At 69.2% G+C, this 16,070-nt stretch carries 16 protein-coding genes; 11 read left to right on the top strand and 5 right to left on the bottom strand.

All coding sequences use genetic code 11. The annotated features are described in order from the left end of the window. The first annotated feature begins 31 nt into the window (after nucleotides 1-31). Entirely contained in the window at nucleotides 32-1,051 is a 1,020-nt protein-coding gene (gene gntD / locus H4Q84_RS20205; protein WP_248580865.1) for a guanitoxin biosynthesis L-enduracididine beta-hydroxylase GntD, read from the top strand. A gap of 29 nt (nucleotides 1,052-1,080) precedes the next feature. After that, nucleotides 1,081-2,361 (top strand): MFS transporter, encoded by a 1,281-nt coding sequence (locus H4Q84_RS20200; RefSeq protein ID WP_248580864.1) that lies wholly within the window; start codon nucleotides 1,081-1,083, stop codon nucleotides 2,359-2,361. Between the two features lie 65 nt (nucleotides 2,362-2,426). Here the strand turns inward: H4Q84_RS20200 and H4Q84_RS20195 are convergent, their stop codons facing one another. The 3 genes from H4Q84_RS20195 to H4Q84_RS20185 all read right to left on the bottom strand — a co-directional run bounded on the left by H4Q84_RS20195 (nucleotide 2,427) and on the right by H4Q84_RS20185 (nucleotide 4,842). Further along, on the bottom strand, nucleotides 2,427-3,764 hold the full coding sequence (locus tag H4Q84_RS20195) for a cytochrome P450 (RefSeq protein ID WP_248583691.1): 1,338 nt from the start codon (nucleotides 3,762-3,764) through the stop codon (nucleotides 2,427-2,429). A gap of 389 nt (nucleotides 3,765-4,153) precedes the next feature. Next, on the bottom strand, nucleotides 4,154-4,483 hold the full coding sequence (locus H4Q84_RS20190) for a cupin domain-containing protein (RefSeq protein WP_248580863.1): 330 nt from the start codon (nucleotides 4,481-4,483) through the stop codon (nucleotides 4,154-4,156). A gap of 53 nt (nucleotides 4,484-4,536) precedes the next feature. Beyond that, nucleotides 4,537-4,842 (bottom strand): phosphopantetheine-binding protein, encoded by a 306-nt coding sequence (locus H4Q84_RS20185; RefSeq protein WP_248580862.1) that lies wholly within the window; start codon nucleotides 4,840-4,842, stop codon nucleotides 4,537-4,539. A 139-nt stretch (nucleotides 4,843-4,981) separates the two neighbouring features. On the opposite strand from H4Q84_RS20185, the gene H4Q84_RS20180 reads away from it, so the two are divergent. Both H4Q84_RS20180 and H4Q84_RS23255 read left to right on the top strand, forming a co-directional pair. Further along, a complete protein-coding gene (locus tag H4Q84_RS20180) occupies nucleotides 4,982-5,572 on the top strand; it encodes a metallophosphoesterase (RefSeq protein WP_248580861.1) in 591 nt (196 codons plus the stop codon). Then, complete coding sequence (locus tag H4Q84_RS23255) at nucleotides 5,566-6,216, top strand: 4'-phosphopantetheinyl transferase superfamily protein (protein ID WP_282580277.1); 651 nt, start codon at nucleotides 5,566-5,568, stop codon at nucleotides 6,214-6,216. Before H4Q84_RS20180 ends, H4Q84_RS23255 begins: the two co-directional genes overlap by 7 nt. Nucleotides 6,217-6,554: 338 nt before the next feature. Here H4Q84_RS23255 and H4Q84_RS20170 read toward each other — a convergent pair whose 3' ends face one another. After that, the gene (locus H4Q84_RS20170) at nucleotides 6,555-7,721 is read right to left on the bottom strand and encodes a hypothetical protein (protein ID WP_248580860.1); all 1,167 of its coding nucleotides are present in this window, start codon (nucleotides 7,719-7,721) and stop codon (nucleotides 6,555-6,557) included. Between the two features lie 229 nt (nucleotides 7,722-7,950). Here H4Q84_RS20170 and H4Q84_RS20165 point away from each other — a divergent pair, with 229 nt between their 5' ends. Beyond that, nucleotides 7,951-8,202 carry an acyl carrier protein gene (locus H4Q84_RS20165; RefSeq protein WP_248580859.1) on the top strand — a complete coding sequence of 84 codons (252 nt, stop codon included), beginning with the start codon at nucleotides 7,951-7,953 and terminating at the stop codon, nucleotides 8,200-8,202. Next, nucleotides 8,199-9,467: a condensation domain-containing protein gene (locus H4Q84_RS20160; protein WP_248580858.1), complete on the top strand. Its 1,269-nt coding sequence runs from the start codon at nucleotides 8,199-8,201 to the stop codon at nucleotides 9,465-9,467. The genes H4Q84_RS20165 and H4Q84_RS20160 overlap by 4 nt, the downstream gene beginning before the upstream one ends. Nucleotides 9,468-9,473: 6 nt before the next feature. On the opposite strand, the gene H4Q84_RS20155 is transcribed toward H4Q84_RS20160, so the two are convergent. Beyond that, nucleotides 9,474-9,653: a hypothetical protein gene (locus H4Q84_RS20155; protein ID WP_248580857.1), complete on the bottom strand. Its 180-nt coding sequence runs from the start codon at nucleotides 9,651-9,653 to the stop codon at nucleotides 9,474-9,476. A 415-nt stretch (nucleotides 9,654-10,068) separates the two neighbouring features. On the opposite strand from H4Q84_RS20155, the gene H4Q84_RS20150 reads away from it, so the two are divergent. The 5 genes from H4Q84_RS20150 to H4Q84_RS20130 all read left to right on the top strand — a co-directional run bounded on the left by H4Q84_RS20150 (nucleotide 10,069) and on the right by H4Q84_RS20130 (nucleotide 15,880). Beyond that, nucleotides 10,069-10,323 carry a phosphopantetheine-binding protein gene (locus H4Q84_RS20150; RefSeq protein WP_248580856.1) on the top strand — a complete coding sequence of 85 codons (255 nt, stop codon included), beginning with the start codon at nucleotides 10,069-10,071 and terminating at the stop codon, nucleotides 10,321-10,323. 2 nt (nucleotides 10,324-10,325) lie between these two features. Then, nucleotides 10,326-11,900, top strand: a complete 1,575-nt coding sequence (locus H4Q84_RS20145) for an amino acid adenylation domain-containing protein (protein ID WP_248580855.1) — start codon at nucleotides 10,326-10,328, stop codon at nucleotides 11,898-11,900. Beyond that, on the top strand, nucleotides 11,897-13,264 hold the full coding sequence (locus tag H4Q84_RS20140) for a condensation domain-containing protein (protein ID WP_248580854.1): 1,368 nt from the start codon (nucleotides 11,897-11,899) through the stop codon (nucleotides 13,262-13,264). Before H4Q84_RS20145 ends, H4Q84_RS20140 begins: the two co-directional genes overlap by 4 nt. Further along, the gene (locus tag H4Q84_RS20135; RefSeq protein WP_248580853.1) at nucleotides 13,261-14,199 is read left to right on the top strand and encodes an LLM class flavin-dependent oxidoreductase; all 939 of its coding nucleotides are present in this window, start codon (nucleotides 13,261-13,263) and stop codon (nucleotides 14,197-14,199) included. The genes H4Q84_RS20140 and H4Q84_RS20135 overlap by 4 nt, the downstream gene beginning before the upstream one ends. Nucleotides 14,200-14,914: 715 nt before the next feature. Beyond that, nucleotides 14,915-15,880, top strand: a complete 966-nt coding sequence (locus H4Q84_RS20130; RefSeq protein ID WP_349238379.1) for an endonuclease/exonuclease/phosphatase family protein — start codon at nucleotides 14,915-14,917, stop codon at nucleotides 15,878-15,880. The last annotated feature ends 190 nt before the right edge of the window (nucleotides 15,881-16,070 follow it).

Raw genomic sequence — 16,070 nt, 5'->3', positions numbered from 1 at the left:
CCGAAGCAATGCGAGGAGAAATATGTACCGGATGACGTTGACAGGGCCCGATATCGATGGCATTCACCGGTTGGTCGGTGAGATCACCGAGAAGTACACCTCAGTGGAGGACCCCGAGCTGCTGCGCCACGCACCCGTCCTCGCACACGAGCTCCCCCCGCGCGTCCGCGGCTTCCTCAACGACTTCCGGCTCACCGAGCCCAGCGGCGTCGCGGTCATCTCCGGCCTCCCGATCGACCAGGAGCGGATCGGCAGCACGCCCGCGCACTGGAGGGATCGCGACACGGTCTCCTCCGCCCTGCCGCAGGAGATGTTCTTCCTCCTGTGCGGCACTCTGCTCGGCGACCCGTTCGGCTGGTCGACCCAGCAGGACGGCTACCTCATGCACGACGTGCTCCCGATCAAGGCCGACGAGGACGACCAGCTCGGCTCGGGGAGCAAGCAGTTGCTCTGGTGGCACACCGAAGATGCGTTCCACCCGTTCCGCGGCGACTACGTCGGACTCTTGTGCCTGCGCAACCCCGACAACGTCGAGACCACCGTCGCTATGGCGGACTCGATCCCGTGGGACGAGGTCGACGTCGATCACCTCTTCCAGCCGCTCTTCCACATCAGGCCCGACGAGTCGCATCTGCCGAAGAACAAGGTCGACCGCGACGTTCCCCCAGAGATCCAGGAGCTCCTCGACGCCGCCTACGCACGGATCACCGAGATGAACACGCGGGCCGAGAAGCGACCGGTTCTCTCGGGGTCTGCCAGATCTCCCTACATGTGCCTCGACCCCTACTTCATGGACGTGGACCGCCTGGAGGAGCCGGCCCGGGGTGCGATCCAGGGACTCATCGACGCCATCGACCGGGTGCTCGAGCCGGTCGTACTCGAGCCCGGCGACCTCTGCTTCGTGGACAACTACAAGGCGGTGCACGGCCGCAATCCGTTTACTGCTCGCTACGACGGCAACGACCGCTGGCTCAAGCGGATCTGTGTCACCCGAAACCTCCGCAACTCCCGCGAGGCGAGGCTGTCGAGCTCGGACCGCATCATCTTCTGATCCCCCGCCCGAAAGCGACACGGCTCTCCATGGAAAATTCGACCACGCCCATCGTGGACCCCGACGCCGAGCAGAAGCCCTCCCGGAGGCTTCTGTTCCACAACCGCGACTACACCGGGTGGTGGATCGGCCAGACGCTCTCGGACTTCGGCACCGCCCTGGCGGTCGTCGCCTACCCGCTGCTCGTCCTGGCGGTGACCGGCTCCGCTGCCGGCGCCGGAGCGGTCGAGGCGGCGCTCAGCATCGGCTACGTGGTGACCCTGCTGGTCGGCGGTGCGCTGGCTGATCGCTTCTCGCGCCGAACGCTCATGCTGCTGAGCCCGACAATTCAGGCGGTCGCAGTCAGCACCGTCACGATCGCCGTGCTCACCGACCGGGTGACGATCCCGCACATCGTGCTCGTCGGGTTCCTGCAGGGGCTCGCGGGCGGTCTCTCCGGGGGCGCTGAGTACGCCGCCCTGCGCCGGGTGGTGGACCAGGACCAGCTTCCCACCGCCTTCTCGCTGATGCAGGCCCGGGGAATGGTCATCGGGTTGATCGGACCGGCGGTGGGAGGACTGCTCTATGGGGTGGCGAGATTCCTGCCGTTCCTCGTCGACGCGATCTCCTTCGTGATCAACATCGTCGGCGTCATGATAATCCGCCGGCCGCTCGGTCCCGACCTCGACGAGAAGGAGCCGCGGGAGCCGGTGTTGCAGAGCATCGGCGAAGGCCTCCGCTTCATCATGGGCAACGCCTACCTCCGATTCGTCACGATCTGGGCGGCCCTCATCAACGCCTGTGCGGCTGGACTGTTCATCCTCGTCATCGTCCTTGTGCACACGCGCGGTGGCAGCCCGGCGCTGGTCGGCGCGGTCAACGCCATCGGTGCCGTCGGTGGCCTCGTCGGCGCACTCGTCGCCGCCAAGATCGTCCGCACGCTCCCCGGCCGGCTGCTGGTCATCGCCGCCTCGTGGCTCATGGCGCTCATGGTCGCCGGGATCGCCATGGTCACCAACGCTTGGGCGATCGGAGTGCTGATGGCGATCCTGATGTTCGTCGTCTCCCCCCTCAACGTGCTCTTCTCCTCTTACGAGACGCGGATCATTCCCGATCGGCTGATCGGCCGGGCCTCCAGCGCCATCGAGTTCGGCGCGTCGTCGATCCGGTGGGTCGGCGCGCTGGCCGCGGGCGTCCTCGCCTCGGCGATCGGCCCAGCCGCCGCGACCGGGATCTTCGCCGGGGTGCTGGCCCTCATTGCCGTGAGCACACTGATCGCCCGCGGCCTCCGCGTACTCGACACCCCGCTCGACCAGATCGTGGCCGACTAGCGTACGTCGCCCGACGTACGTCGCCCGACGTACGTCGCCCGACGTACGTCGGCACCACACGCAGGTCACCAGGACACGTGCAGGGTGGCCGGGCCGGCGTCGGCGAACCCGTAGGACCAGGGGACGTCCTCGATAGCGGTCTCCAGCCGCAGCCCCGGCACCTCGCGCGCGAGGACGGTGAGTGCCGTAGCCAGCTCCATCCGCGCGAGGGCGGCGCCCAGACAGTGGTGAGGGCCGCGGCCGAACGTCAGGTGAGGGACACCGCGCCCAGGGACGTAGCGGTGCGGGTCGCGGAACTTCTCCGGGTCCCGGTTCGCCGCCTCCAGGCGAGCGAGCACCATGTCGCCGGCGGCGAGCTGCTGGCCCTCGAGCGTCAGGTCCTGCTGCACCCAGCGTGGCAGTGCCTCGCCAGTCAGTCCCGCGAGAAGTCGGAGCACCTCGTCGACGTCAGGATCGGTCTCGCTCGTGCGCCCCTCGGCGATGCCTTGCATGACGGCCACCGAGATGGCGTTGCGTGGACTTAGGTAGCCGCCCTCCAGCAGCACCATGATCAGAGAGGTGAGCTCCTCGTCGCTGAGGCGCCCGTCGTCGGTGTCACGCACGGCGATGAGGTCAGTCAGCAGATCATCACCCGGGCTCTTGCGCTTGGCGGCCACGAGGTCCGTGGCGTATGCCTCGAGCGCCGCCACTCCCTGGCGCATCCGCTCGCCGTTGGGCACGTTGCCGATCAGCAGCGCCTCCTCCGCCCACCCGCGCAGGGCTGCCCTCTCCTCCAGCGGCACGCCGAGGAACTCGCCGAGCACGTTGATCGCCAGCGGCGCCGAGAAGGTCTCGATCAGGTCGACGGGGTGCTCCGCGTCGGCCTTCTGCGCGGCCATTCGAGCGACGTAGCCGCTCGCCATCTCCTCGACGCGCGGACGCACCGCCTCCACCCGGCGAGCAGTGAGCCCGCGGGTCACGAGCCGACGCATGCGCGCGTGCCCGTCGGCGCTGGCAACCTTGTCCTTGGCAGTCGCCCTGTCCGGTGGAGCCCCGCCGAAACGGGGGTCGGAGAGCACGGTCGCCACCGCGTCGTACGACGTGACGAGCCAGGCGTTTTCGAACCGGGGGACGGGGACGCGTGCCACTGGCGCCTTCTTCCGCATCTCCTCGTAGATGGACGGCGGCTCAAGCGGCCCGGGCCGTTCGAAGAGCTGGAACATGTCGTCCTCTCGGTCTGGTGGACACGCCGTGGAACGGCGCTGCCAGAGCATGCCCTTGGCTCCGGCATAGCCGGTACTAGCAGCTGTCAGCGCCCTCAGCCCCGGGCCGGCTCCGTGCGCCAATGCGATCAACCGGATCTCGGCGTTGTGGCGGCCCTGGTTAGCGTCGTGCAGGCACGCTTGGTCCGCGTTCGGCATCATCTCGGTCACTGCGATAACTCGACCCGCCGGCGGCCGCTCCTCGCGCCAGCTGCAGGCTCCGCGGAACCCCAGCGCGGGGCTTGGTCGGCGGCCAGGTGGTGGCAGACGATCGCGATCTGGGCCCGATCAGCGGACGGCCTGACGAGCACGAAACGAGCCAGCGCCCCGCCGTCGCTTGCGAAGTGATGGATGCGACGACGTCGATCGGCTCCATGACCTGCCCCCCCCCAGCGCCGCCAGGGAGGTCGACGACAGCGACGACGAGGGCCTCCTCGTCGGCGCGTCGTGCACCGCCAGGACGATGGTGAGGTTGTGCGCGTGGTCGGAGGCTCTCGTCGGCTCGACGTAGAACGTGGGGGCACGCGCAGCCGTGACCGGGCGCGCGCGGGTCAGTGGTGCGGGCTTTCGGTCTCGCTGATGAACCTGACGTGGTGCTCGTCGCGTTCGTCGAAGGCCGGGGCGACGGTGAGCACTAGCTCCATGCTGCCGAAGTAGTGGACCCTGCTACCGGGGAGCACGGTGACCAGGTCGGACGGTCCGACCGGGTGAGGCTGGTCGTCGACGTAGAACGTGCCGCTGCCGCTGACAACGTAGTAGAGGTACGTGCTACGGGTGTTGTAGAACTCCTGGAAGTGGCCGCGCTGCACCTCGACCCTCGCCACGGTGGCCGACCGGTTGGCCGGCGCGTAGATGGTCAGTTCGATCCCGTGCTTGTTCACGCGCACGGCGTCCCGCGCCGTGCACCTCCACGGGGCAGGGCTGGGTTCGCCTTTCACGGTCCCCCCGTGTCGGCCGGCTCGCGTCTCGTCGCCGTCTCCCTCTCGAGCTCCCGGGGGGAGCTGAACTCGAACACCAGGCGTACCGGCGGACGCCATCCCGCGAGCGCTTCGTAGCGGCTGACCAGCTGCGGGATGAGGAGGGAGTAGCCGCCCGACCGGAAGAAGTCGCTATCCTCGGTGAGATCGTCGAGCTCGGCCTCGCTGAGGTCGTCGAGTGCGAGCACGTCTTTGAAGGCCCGGAGCCAGAGCGACTCGTCGGATGACGCGTCCTCCGACGCGCAGGTGAGCGGCACGGCCATGCGGGACTCCTTTAACGTTCGACTTCTCTGAGGATGCACGGGCGACCTACGACGCGCTACTGGCACCTGTCAGCCATGCGTGGCACGTACGGTCAGCCGTCAGGGGCTCTGCGCACCCACAGCGGGCAGACTGGCCGTGATGGCCGGCCTCCTTCTCGCGATGAGCGACCTGCAAGTGTCGAACCCGGACAACCGGCGATTTAACGGGGCCATCAAGCCGGGCGGTCCGGTCCAGGTCGCTCCGGTCTTCGTTCTCTACGGCTACAACTTCCGGGCCCCGGGCACCACGTCGCAGGCGGAGTCGTTTGCCGTCGCCTACAAGTGGGGCGTAGTCTGCATCGACGAGGTCCTGCTGCACCCCGAGTCCAACCCCGACGGGGCGACCTGGTGCCGAGCACGTGCGGCCCACACCGAGCAGAGACTGGCCCGCCGGGATCCCGGGTTCCTCACGGTCCTGGTCTCGCACTGGCCGCTGAGCCGTCGGCCCTCGGAGATCCTCCGTCACCCGAAGTTCGCCCAGTGGTGCGGCACGGAGTTCATCCGGGGGTGGCATACGCGCTACCGGGCCGTCTTCGCGGTTTACGGCCACCTGCACGTGCCGCGGACCATCCTGTACGGCAGCGTGCTCTTCGAGGAGGTCTCGCGGGGATACCCCGAGGAGTGGAGAGCCCGGTCCCGGTCCCGACCCCCGGCTGTGTGCACCGTCCTCCCCGAAGCACCCGCGTGCTAAGCCAGCTTCTGCCCGAGGGCGTCGTCTCGGTTGAGGCCTTCGAGGACGATCTCGAGACCGTGGTCTTCCCCGGTGAGGAGGAGTACGTCGTCGCACCGCACTCAGCCCGTGGACGCGAGTTCGTCACCGCACGTCGCTGTGCCCGAGAGGCCCTTGAGCAGCTCGGCTTCCCTCCGGCACCCATCCGTGTTGGAGCGCGGCGGGAACCCCTGTGGCCGGACGGCGTGGTCGGCGCCATCACGCACTGCCCTGGCTACCGTGCGGCCGCTGTGAGCCGCAGCATTGCTTCCGTGGGTATGGACGCCGAGCCCAATGGGCCGCTGCCCCCCGGCGTGCTCGAGCAGGTCGCCTCCCTCGCAGAGCGCAAGGCACTCGACGGGCTCGCGCGGGAGGACTCGACGGTGAACTGGGACCGTCTGCTGTTCACCGCCAAGGAGGCGGTCTACAAAGCATGGTTCCCGCTGACGGGTCGCTGGCTCGGCTTTGAGGACGCGGTCGTCGTCATCGACCGGGCAGCTGGGACCTTCCACGCGGACCTGATGACGCCCGGGGTCCGGCGCGACACAGGTGTGGAGTTCCACGCGTTCGACGGCACCTTCCGCGCCGTCGGAGGCCTGCTGCTGAGCGCCGTCACGTTCCCGTGAGGGCCTTTCGCCGGCGCCAGCTCGTAGACGAAGACGTCGAGCAGCATGCTCGGCGCCTGCAGGAAAGGCTGGCGGGGGCCGTCCACTAGGACCGACCGCGCGGCGCCGCACTGGTCCAGCCACCCAAGCCACCGCACCGGCGTCAAGCAGTCGGCGTCGTGGGACGCGAGACGGACGCGTTGAGCAGCCGGCACAACCGTGGCCAGTCCTCGTGCGCAGGTTCATCTGCACGCCGGCCACGGCGACCGGCAGCCTCAGCATGGCCCTTGTGCATCCGGGGCACCAGCACGGTTCACCGTCTCACCCGGACCGCCGACGGGGGGCCGACCCTGACCAGGTCATCGCGACAGCACCTCGCCAAGCCAGTGGAGCCAGCGCGCTCCCAGCTCGTCTGTACTACGTCCCAGCACCGTCTCGTCAACGATCAGCCAGGGCTGCAGCTCGCCCTTGCGAATCGACGCGGCGGCCTGGAAGGTCGATGTGACCGGGATCTCGGCGTGAGCCGGTAACATCTGCACCGCCTCGGTCCCAGCGATGTTCACCGTGCGCAGCCACCCGTCGGAAAAGCTGAGGTAGGCCGACACAGCACCGGTGAAGCCAGCGTCGAGGCTCATCAACCGCGTGACGGGCACGTCGATGTGATTGAGCTCGTCGAACCAGGCGTCCCGGAACGTGGCCACAGCCCCCGGGCCCGTGCGTGCGTCGGTGCTGTCCAGCGAGACGCCGGTGTTCATGAAGCACCCGACGAGGTCCGCCACACCAGGGTCCCGCCCACCCCACGGGTATCCGACGACGGACGCGGCGGAGCCCGGCATGACGTCCCGAATGGCCCGATGGAGGGAGAAGAGCAGGTAGGGGAACAATGAGCCGCGGAAACCCTGGGAAACCGCGACTCGGGGGAGCGCCACCGTCGGTGCCGGCACGGCCGTCCCCTGCCGCACCTGTGGGAGCGTCCCACCGGCTGACGCGAGCCGGTCGACCCAGAACGCGACGGAGGCGCCTCCGGCGGCGGCGTTCTCAAACGCGAACCGGTCGTGGACCGCTGCCTCGAAGCGCTTGCGCTCATACGCGTCGGGGTCACGGGGGGCAGCGAGTTGACGCATCACCAGCATCAACGACTGCTGGTCGACCAGGGCGTGGTCCAGCACGAGGGCCAGTCGGTCGCGAGCGGTTGAGCGGATCAGCTGGGCTGCGAGCGGGGCTCCGCGCAGGTCGGTCTCGAACCCGGCGACCAGCTGCACGACCTCCTGGTCTGCGGCCCCGTCCGACTCCGCCCCGAGCTCCGCGAAGTCGCACCAGCCCGGTATCCACTCCTGGTCGGCCTCGCCCCGTGAGAAGCGCGGGCGGTAACAGAGCGCCGGGTTCGTTGCGGCCACCGCCGTAAGCACCTTCTCGACGTCGCGTGCCACCAAGCTGCCCGGCGACGCCGAGAACTCCAAGCAGACGCTGCCCCTCCTACCCGTGCGCTCCCCCTCCATAGCAAAGGCGAACTGCGCGCTCAACATGGGAAGACTCGACGGCATGGGCCACCTCCAACCGGTCGCAATACTGGCCGTCGCCCTCGACTCCCGGTCCTATCAGGTGCTAGGAGTCGGGCCCGACCGCCGACGCCCGCAGATCCTGACCGGTGTCAGTACAGGCCCGTCGGGCCGGTCAGTAGCGTTGGCAGTGGCGTGGCGTTGCGCGACGAGCCTTCGCCCAGAAGTCCGACAGCGAAACGAGGAGCTCCCGCGCATGGATCGATCGAGCGACGCGCAGCCCGACCAGGTGGCGACCCTGACGGAGATCTGGCGACAGGCCCTGGATAAGCCGGGACTCGACGAGGATTCCGACGTATTCGAGAACGGCGGCACGTCGCTGCACGTGCTCCAGGTCGCCGGCCAGATCTACCAGCAGCTCGGCACCAACGTGAGCCTGCGCGACGTCTTCACCCACACCACGCCGCGCAGCCTGGCCACCCTCCTGTACGGCGACTCGGAGGCGTGAGCGTCGAGGGCGCAGTCCACCGCGGCCCGACGTCGCTTGCCGAGGAGGTGCGGCTTAGGGGTACCTTCTCGCACTGGCACAACCTCCTCTACGAGATCTGGTGGCTGACCGGTCCGCTCGAGGTCAACGCCGTCCGCGACGCGTGGCGACGGGTGTGCCTGCGCCACGACGCGATGCGCCGCACCTACGCCTCGCCCGTCGAGGCGCTGACGCACCGCGACCCTGTGGCCGAGGTCGAGCTACACACTGCCGACACCGATGATGAGGCGGCGGCGATCATGCGCCGCAGCCTCGGGACCCCGTTTGACCTGGGCGGCGACCGCTTCACACGCATCGTCCTCGTGCAGCGAGACGACCAGAGGCACCTGCTCGGCATCTCGGTCGACCACGTCATTAGCGACGAGATGTCCTGGCAGTACCTCATGCAGGACTTCAACGTCCAGTACCGCCAGGCGCTCGAACGCACCGCGCCCGACACGGCGGAGAGCAGGACCTACCGCGACTTCGCGTCGGCGATGCGCGAGGACTTCGACGGCGCGTGGGGCAGCGAGCGCCGGGAGTTCTGGACCGGCTACACGCGCGACTTCGGGAACATCCCCCCATCGTTCTCCCTCCAGGGCGAGTCCAAGGCCGAGCCGGACATGACGACGCTCGCACTGGACCTGCCCGCCGACGGCACGGCCATGGTCTGCGCCTCCGCAAGCCAGGCGCGCGCCACGCCGTTCTCTGTCATCGCGTCCGCGATGCTGAGCAGCATGCAGGAGGTGTCGGGCGAGGACGCGGCGGGCCTCCTTTTCCACCACCACGGGCGCTTCACCCCGGGGTGCTACGGCACGCTCGGGCTGTTTACCCAGGGGGTCCCCGTTCACCTGAGGGGCACCTCCCCGTCCCGACTGGACACGGTGCGCGACGTCTTCCATCGCAGCGTCCAAACTTCCGACCACATCCTCTCGCTCGACATCGCAGGCGACACCTGGTCCAGATCGCTCATTTCGCCGCGGGCGTCGGAGGTTTTCCTCGGAGTCACGGAGGGGCGCAACGCCAGCACCAACGTGCGGCTGCCCGGGATCACGGCCGAGTCCGTCGAGATGAAGTTTGATGGCGCGGCCGCCGGGAAGGACACCATCGTGTTCGTCTGGACGCTCCGCGAGTCGCATCCGCACGTTACGGCTACCTACAACCGCAACCTCTTCCCCGACGAGTCCGTCGACCGTCTGCTCCGCCTAGCGGCCGCGCACGCGGTCGAGCCGCTCGAGCAGGCCTGAGCCGCCTCAGCAGGCCTCGGCCGCCTGGCCCATGGGCCGCATCCAGCCCAGGTCGTTGGGCGGGCACTCGTACTGGATGCCGAGGATGATCCTGGGCAGCAGGGACCCGGTGAGGGCAGGCATCACCAGGGACGGCGGAGCGTCTCCGGTGCTCCGCCGGACGAAGCACAGGTTAACCCCGCCCATCTCTCCACCCACCGGTGCTCGACCGCGTCCAGAGACCAGACCCGGGCGCAGCCCTGCTCGACCGCCTGCCGTTGTCGTGGAACTTCTCGAGCGTGCCGTGGTGCAAACTCTCGTCCGCGCCCCACTGCATGGTGAACATGTGGTCCCTGAAGACCCAGCCGAAGGCAGGCGCCTCAAGAATTAGGCCCCGCTCCGAGCTCGAGTCGGACGGGATTGTGCCTCACCTGCAAGCCGGGCATGCGGGAGCTCCATTATGGTCGGCGACCTTGACCACCCAGGCACTTGGCAGCTCGCCCAGGACGACCTGGCAAGGCGGGCGCCGAGCGCACGGTCGGTACTGATGGGTGTCAGTACCTCGCGACGTCTCGAGTGTGCGAGATTCACAGTGCTGACCATGCGGCAAAGAGGAGAAACAATGCTCGAAACAGCAGGATCCGACCAAGTGGTCGACTGCCTCGTCACCACCTACCGTTCCGTCCTCGAGGTCGAGGACGTCGACGCCGACTCCGACTTCTTCGAGCTGGGTGGTCACTCGGTTCTAGCCGGCCGCGTGGTCGCCCAGGTCCGCGACCAGCTGGGCATCCCCGTCTCGCTGCGCGACGTGTTTACAGCGCGCACGCCGCGAGGCATCTCCGAGGCGGTCAGCGGTCGCGACCCCCTTCCGCACTGACCGTGACGAGTCTCGGTGACCTGACGGCGCTCGAGCATGGAGAGCAACGACACTACCCGCGGGACGACACCCTGCCCGCACAGGTCACCGCCTGGGCAGGTCGCACCCCGCACGCACGCGCCGTCGTCGCCCCCGGCGGCGTCCTGACCTACCGGCAGCTCATCGAGCGGTCGACCCGGCTGTGCCACGGCCTTCGCGCGCACGGCGTCGCGGCCGGCGACGTCCTGGCCGTGCAGGAGGGTCGCACGACCGAGCGCATCGTGACCTACCTTGCGATCCTCATGGCCGGCGCCAGCTACCTCCCGCTCGACGACCTAAACCCCCCCGAACGCAACGCCTTCATGGTCGCCGACAGCGGCGCTGTCGCCGTCCTCGCTCCCGCCGACCGCGACCCGCAGGTGCCCGTGCCGGTCATCGACGTCGCGAGAGCCGTGCGCAGCGGTGACGCCAGCAGTCCGGGCGATCTGCCCACCGGCACCGCCAGCGACACGGCGTACGTCATGTACACGTCCGGTTCCACCGGACGCCCTAAGGGCATCGCCGTCCCTCACCACGCGATCACGCGGCTCGTGGTCAACACCGACTACCTGACGCTAGGGCCCGGCGACGTCGTTGCGCACGGGTCCAACGCCAGCTTCGACGCCGCGACCTTCGAGATCTGGGGCGCCCTGCTCAACGGCGCGACGCTCGTCGGCCTCGACACCGAGGACATGCTGGTTCACCATCAGCTGACCCGCTTCGTCGGCGAGCACTCCGTGTCAGCGCTCTTCCTGACGACCGCGGTCTTCCACGCCCACGCCGACGAGGCGCCGGCAGCCCTCAGCAAGGTCGGCACGGTGCTCGTCGGCGGTGAAGTGGTGGACCCTGGTGCGGTCGCAGCGGTTCTCGGCGCCAGCGGCGCGAGGGTTCTCCATGTGTACGGCCCCACCGAGGCGACGACCTTCAGCACCAGTCTCGACGTCCAGCCCCGGCACCTCGCGGCCGACCGGCTGTCCATAGGCCGGCCGGTGGCTAACACCCAGGTCGCCATCCTGCGCGAGGGCGAGCGCGTCCCAGTCGGCGACGTCGGTGAGTTGCACATCGGCGGCGACGGCCTGGCGCGAGGGTACGTCGGAAGGGACGAGCTCACACGGGAGCTGTTCGTCCCCGACCCCCTCGACCCACAGCGGACCCTCTACCGCACCGGCGACTCCGCCCGGTGGAACGAGGACGGGACCGTTGACTTCCTGGGTCGCATGGACAATCAGGTCAAGTTGCGCGGGTTCCGCGTAGAGCTCGGAGAGGTCGAGGCCGCCCTGCGCGCGCACCCCGGTGTGGCCGATGCCTGCGTGGTCGTCCAGGGGACCGGCGCGCTCCAGCGGCTCGTCGGCTACGTCGCCACGGCACGCAGCGGTGACACCGACTACCACGAAATCCTGGCCCGCTCGCTGCCCCCGTTCATGCTGCCCTCGCAGGTCGTGGAGCTGAGCTCGCTCCCCCGCACCAGCAACGGCAAAGTCGACCGCCACGGCCTCGCCCGGTTCCAGGACAGACCCTCGACATCCCCGACGCGGACCAGTGAGGAAGCCACGCCGTGAACCACAGCCTCGTCCCCGACGCCCCCCTGTCCTTCGCACAGGCGCGCATATGGCTGCTCACCCAGATCACCGGCCCCGATTCCCAGTACAACGTCCCGCTCATCCTGCGGTTTCCCGGCGCGGTCGAAGCACCGGCCCTCGGAGCGGCCCTGCGCGACGTCGTCACGCGCCACGAGATCCTGCGGACGAGCTACGCCGACGTCGGCGGACGCCCCCACCTGTCGGTCTGGGAGACCGATGCGTTGCCCCAGCTACTCACCGTCGAGACCTGCCCTGAGGACCGGCTGCGCGATCGGGTGCGTGAGGTCTCTCAGCACCACTTCGAGCTCGTCGACCAGCTCCCGCTCCACGCGTGGCTGCTCTCCGGGGAGGACGGTGCCGGAGCCGTCCTGGTTGTCGTGATCCACCACATCGCCGTGGACGAGGGTTCCCTGGTGCCCCTTCTTGGCGACCTCGGCACGGCCTACGTCGCACGCCGGGCCGGAAGCGCGCCCGCGTGGCAGCCCATGTTGCTCCAATACTGCGACTACGCCGTCAGGCAGCGCGAGTTCTTGGGCAACGTCCACGACCCCGGCAGCCTAGCCGCACGCCAGCTGGACCACTGGGTCAAGCAGCTCACGGCGTTGCCCGAAGAGATCCCGCTGCCGATGGACCGGCCGCGGCCGGCCGCCCCGGACACGCGCGGCGCGACCGTGGTGGTGCCGGTGCCCGGCGAGATGCGCGAGCGCATCATGAAGCTGGCCCGGGCCGAGCGGGTGGCGCCCTTCACCCTCGTCAAGGCGGCTCTCGGCGCGTTCCTGTCGGGGCGCGGCGCCGGTGACGATCTCCCGCTCATCGGCTTCGTCACGGGGCGGTTCGACGGCGACCTCGACGGCATGGTCGGCTTCTTCGTCAACACCCTGGTCTTCCGCGTCGACGCCTCGGGCGCACCGTCGTTCCGCGAGCTCGTGAGTCGCACGCGTAGGGTCGACATCGATGCCTACTCCCACCAGGACATCCCCTTCGAGGAAGTGGTCCGGGCGCTCAACCCGTCCCGGTCCTCCCAGCGGCACCCGCTCGCGCAGGTGGCGATCTCTTACGTCACGCCTGAGACCTACACACTCCCGGGCACCGAAGCCCGGGTGGAGATCGGCCAGGACCTGCGGGTCAAGTTCGACTTGCAACTCGACATCGTCGACATCCAGGGCGCCGGTGCCGACCCTGCCCAGGGGATGTTCATCGAGTGGGTTTACGCCGTGGCGCTGTTCGACGAGGAGACCGTCTCGAGCATGGCCCACGACTTCCGCGGCTTCCTAGAAGCTCTGCTCCGCGACCCCGACCGGCAAGTCGGTCTCGACGACTCGGCCTACGCGGAGATGCGATGATCGCCGGGCGCACGCACGTCGACGTTAGCATCAATCCGCGGGGCATCGCTCGCACGCTCGAGGAGGCCGAGGCCCTGGTCGCCTGGGGCGCTGCGCGCCTCAGCGTGTGGGACTCCCCGAGCCGATACTCCGACTGCTGGACCACCCTGGGCGCGCTCTCCCAGCACGTGACCACCCGGCCCCTCGGCGTCGGCGTCACCAACCCGCTCACCCGGCACCCGCTCGTCACGGCGTCGGCGATCGCCAGCGTCCACGACGCAAGCCCCGCAGGCGCGTTCCTCGGGGTGGGCACGGGCGACAGCGGCGTGGTCAACCTGGGCAGGCGACGCGCGACCCTCGCCGACCTCGAGGAGTACGTGTGCTGCGTGCGCTCACTGCTCCACCACGACCGCGCGCATTGGCGGGGGCAGGAGCTCTGCATGGAGCGCCCCGGCACCAGCGCACCGCCGATCTACCTGGCGGCGCACGGGCCGCGCTCGCTGGCCCTCGCTGCGCGAATCGCGGACGGCGCGATCGTCGGGATCGGCTTCGATCGCACGTCGGTTGACCTGGCGCACCCGATCGTGTCGGACGCCGCCCCGACGCGCGCCGACGACCTGCCCGAGCTCGACCTCTGGTGGAACGCAGGCGGGATCGTTGTGGACCACGACGAGGAGCGTGCCGTCGTGCGCGCCGGATGGCTGGCGGCGTGGGCAGCTCACCACCTCGTCAACGGCAGGGCGGGGCTGGCCTCCATCCCCGAGGGGCTGCGCGCCGGGGTGAGAGAGCTAGCGGACTCCTACGACCTGGGCAACCACGGGATGCAGTCGGAGAGCAGGAAGCGCCGGTACCTCGACGTCGCGCGGAGCACCGGCGCCTGGGGCTACCTCGGTGACCGCTTCCTCGTCGCCGGTACGCCGGACCGGGTGCGGTCGCGGCTCGAGGAGCTGCGATAACTCGGGGTAGGCCGCATCTCCATTGGAACGGAGGCCTCAGGGCTCGACGGAGTCCGAGACCTGCTGCGGCTCCTGGACGAGCGAGTGCTGTAAGTCCTGGGGACGCGGGTCTTGGTCAGAGCGGGTCGCGGCGCACCCGTCCGGCCATGTGCGTGACGAGGGTGTCGACCAGGTCCAGGTCGAGCCACCTCCCCAGGGGCGCCGGCACGGTCGCCGCGTCACCCAACGCACGGTGGCGCGGCCCGGCGTTGGCCGAGTGCTTCCCGAAAGCTGCAGCCGTGCCTCCGACTGCACCACGGGGCTAAGCGCGTCGAGAGTGCGTGCGCCGAAGTAGCCGTCCGGGCCACGCGCCACGATCCGGGCGAGCGGGCCGAGAAGCTGATCCCACGATCGTCGTCCTCGAGTTCGGTGCAAAGGATGCGCGCGCGCGGAAACATCACCCTAGGCTGCCGAGCAGCTGGCCGCTCACCACCGTGAGAGCACGATGTTCGCCGTGGACGGGGCGACCTTGATGTCTACCACCACCGTCTGGAGGTCGTCCACCACAGGCTCCTCAGAGACGACGGCTGCGCCGATGCGGCCACACCCCAGAAAGTACCCTCGCGCCGCGCAGGGCCGCCCGTCGACGCATCCTCCCCGGTGTCAGGATCGGGGTCGGCGACCCGGCCATAGTTTAGACGGCGAAGGTCACCCCAAGTCGACGCACTGAGAGCAGATGCCTTGCCCCAAGCCGCTCACTCCCCCGACCAGCGCGATCGGCTGGACCGGGCCACCTCTCTTCAGGCGTGCTGCGAGCCGACGGGGGCCCGCCGGCGGTGCGTGCCGGTGGGTGGATCTTGACCAACGACGAGCTCGACCGTCAGGCCCTGCGGGACATCCCCCGTCCCGGCCGCGCCACCGCAACGGCTCATCGATGACGTCTCGCAGGCTGGAAGTAGCCACATGGAACATTGCAGGCGGCGTCTTGGGGGCGTCGCACCAGCGCGGAGTCGTGCCTGACCTGGACCACCACGTGAGCGTGCTGAGGACGCATGGCCCCGACGTGGTGTGCCTGCAAGAGGCTCACGAGTACGGTGATCGGACAGGTCAGACGGAAGAACTGGCCGAGCGCGCGGGGTATGCCCACTGGGCGGCGTACGCACTCAGTGCCTCTCACCTCGTCGACGGGGCGCAGCTGGCGCTAGGCGTGCTGTCGCGGTTCCCACTGAGCGGACTTTCGTTGCGGGTCTTGCCCGCGCCACGGCTGGAGGCGACCGGCCCGGGCGAGGAGGAGTGGATTCTGCACGACAAGGGCTACCTCGTCGGGACGGTGGGGCTGCCCGGGGGCGACGTCCACCTCGCCAACGGACATTTCTTCCCGCTACACCGCTTCGCACGAAGCCTGGCCGACCCGCAGTTCGCACCGCTGTTGCGACGGTTCACCGACGACCTGCTCGGGATCGACGCAGCTGGGCCAGCGCTGGTCGGCGTCGACCTGAACCACTCCCCGGCCGCCGAGGTGCTGGCGGCGGCACTGCTGCCTGGCCACTTCACAAGCGTCCTGGACGCACACGCACCGACCACCCCGCGCGGGGCGCAGCGCGACTACCTGCTCTGTGGCCATCAGGTCCGGGTCGTCTCCACGATAACGGTGCCGACGCAGTCAGACCACTTTTACTGCCAAGTCAGTGTGAGGGTCTGAAACCCTGTCACCACCGCCGGGGCGCGGGCGGCGGCGGCGGGCAACCCGGGACTACCCCGAGGTTTGGGCAACCCTCCTGGTCGGGGCGGTGTACCAGGCCACACGAAAGGCCTCGAGCTCTGCGGGATGCCGGGCACCGTCTACCAACTGGGCCGGATGGCGTTCTCGAGCCGGTAGGCCGCCAGAGCCA

Source organism: Nocardioides sp. InS609-2, assembly GCF_023208195.1.
Taxonomy (GTDB): Bacteria; Actinomycetota; Actinomycetes; order Propionibacteriales; family Nocardioidaceae; genus Nocardioides.
This window is presented reverse-complemented; position numbering and strand designations above follow the sequence as displayed.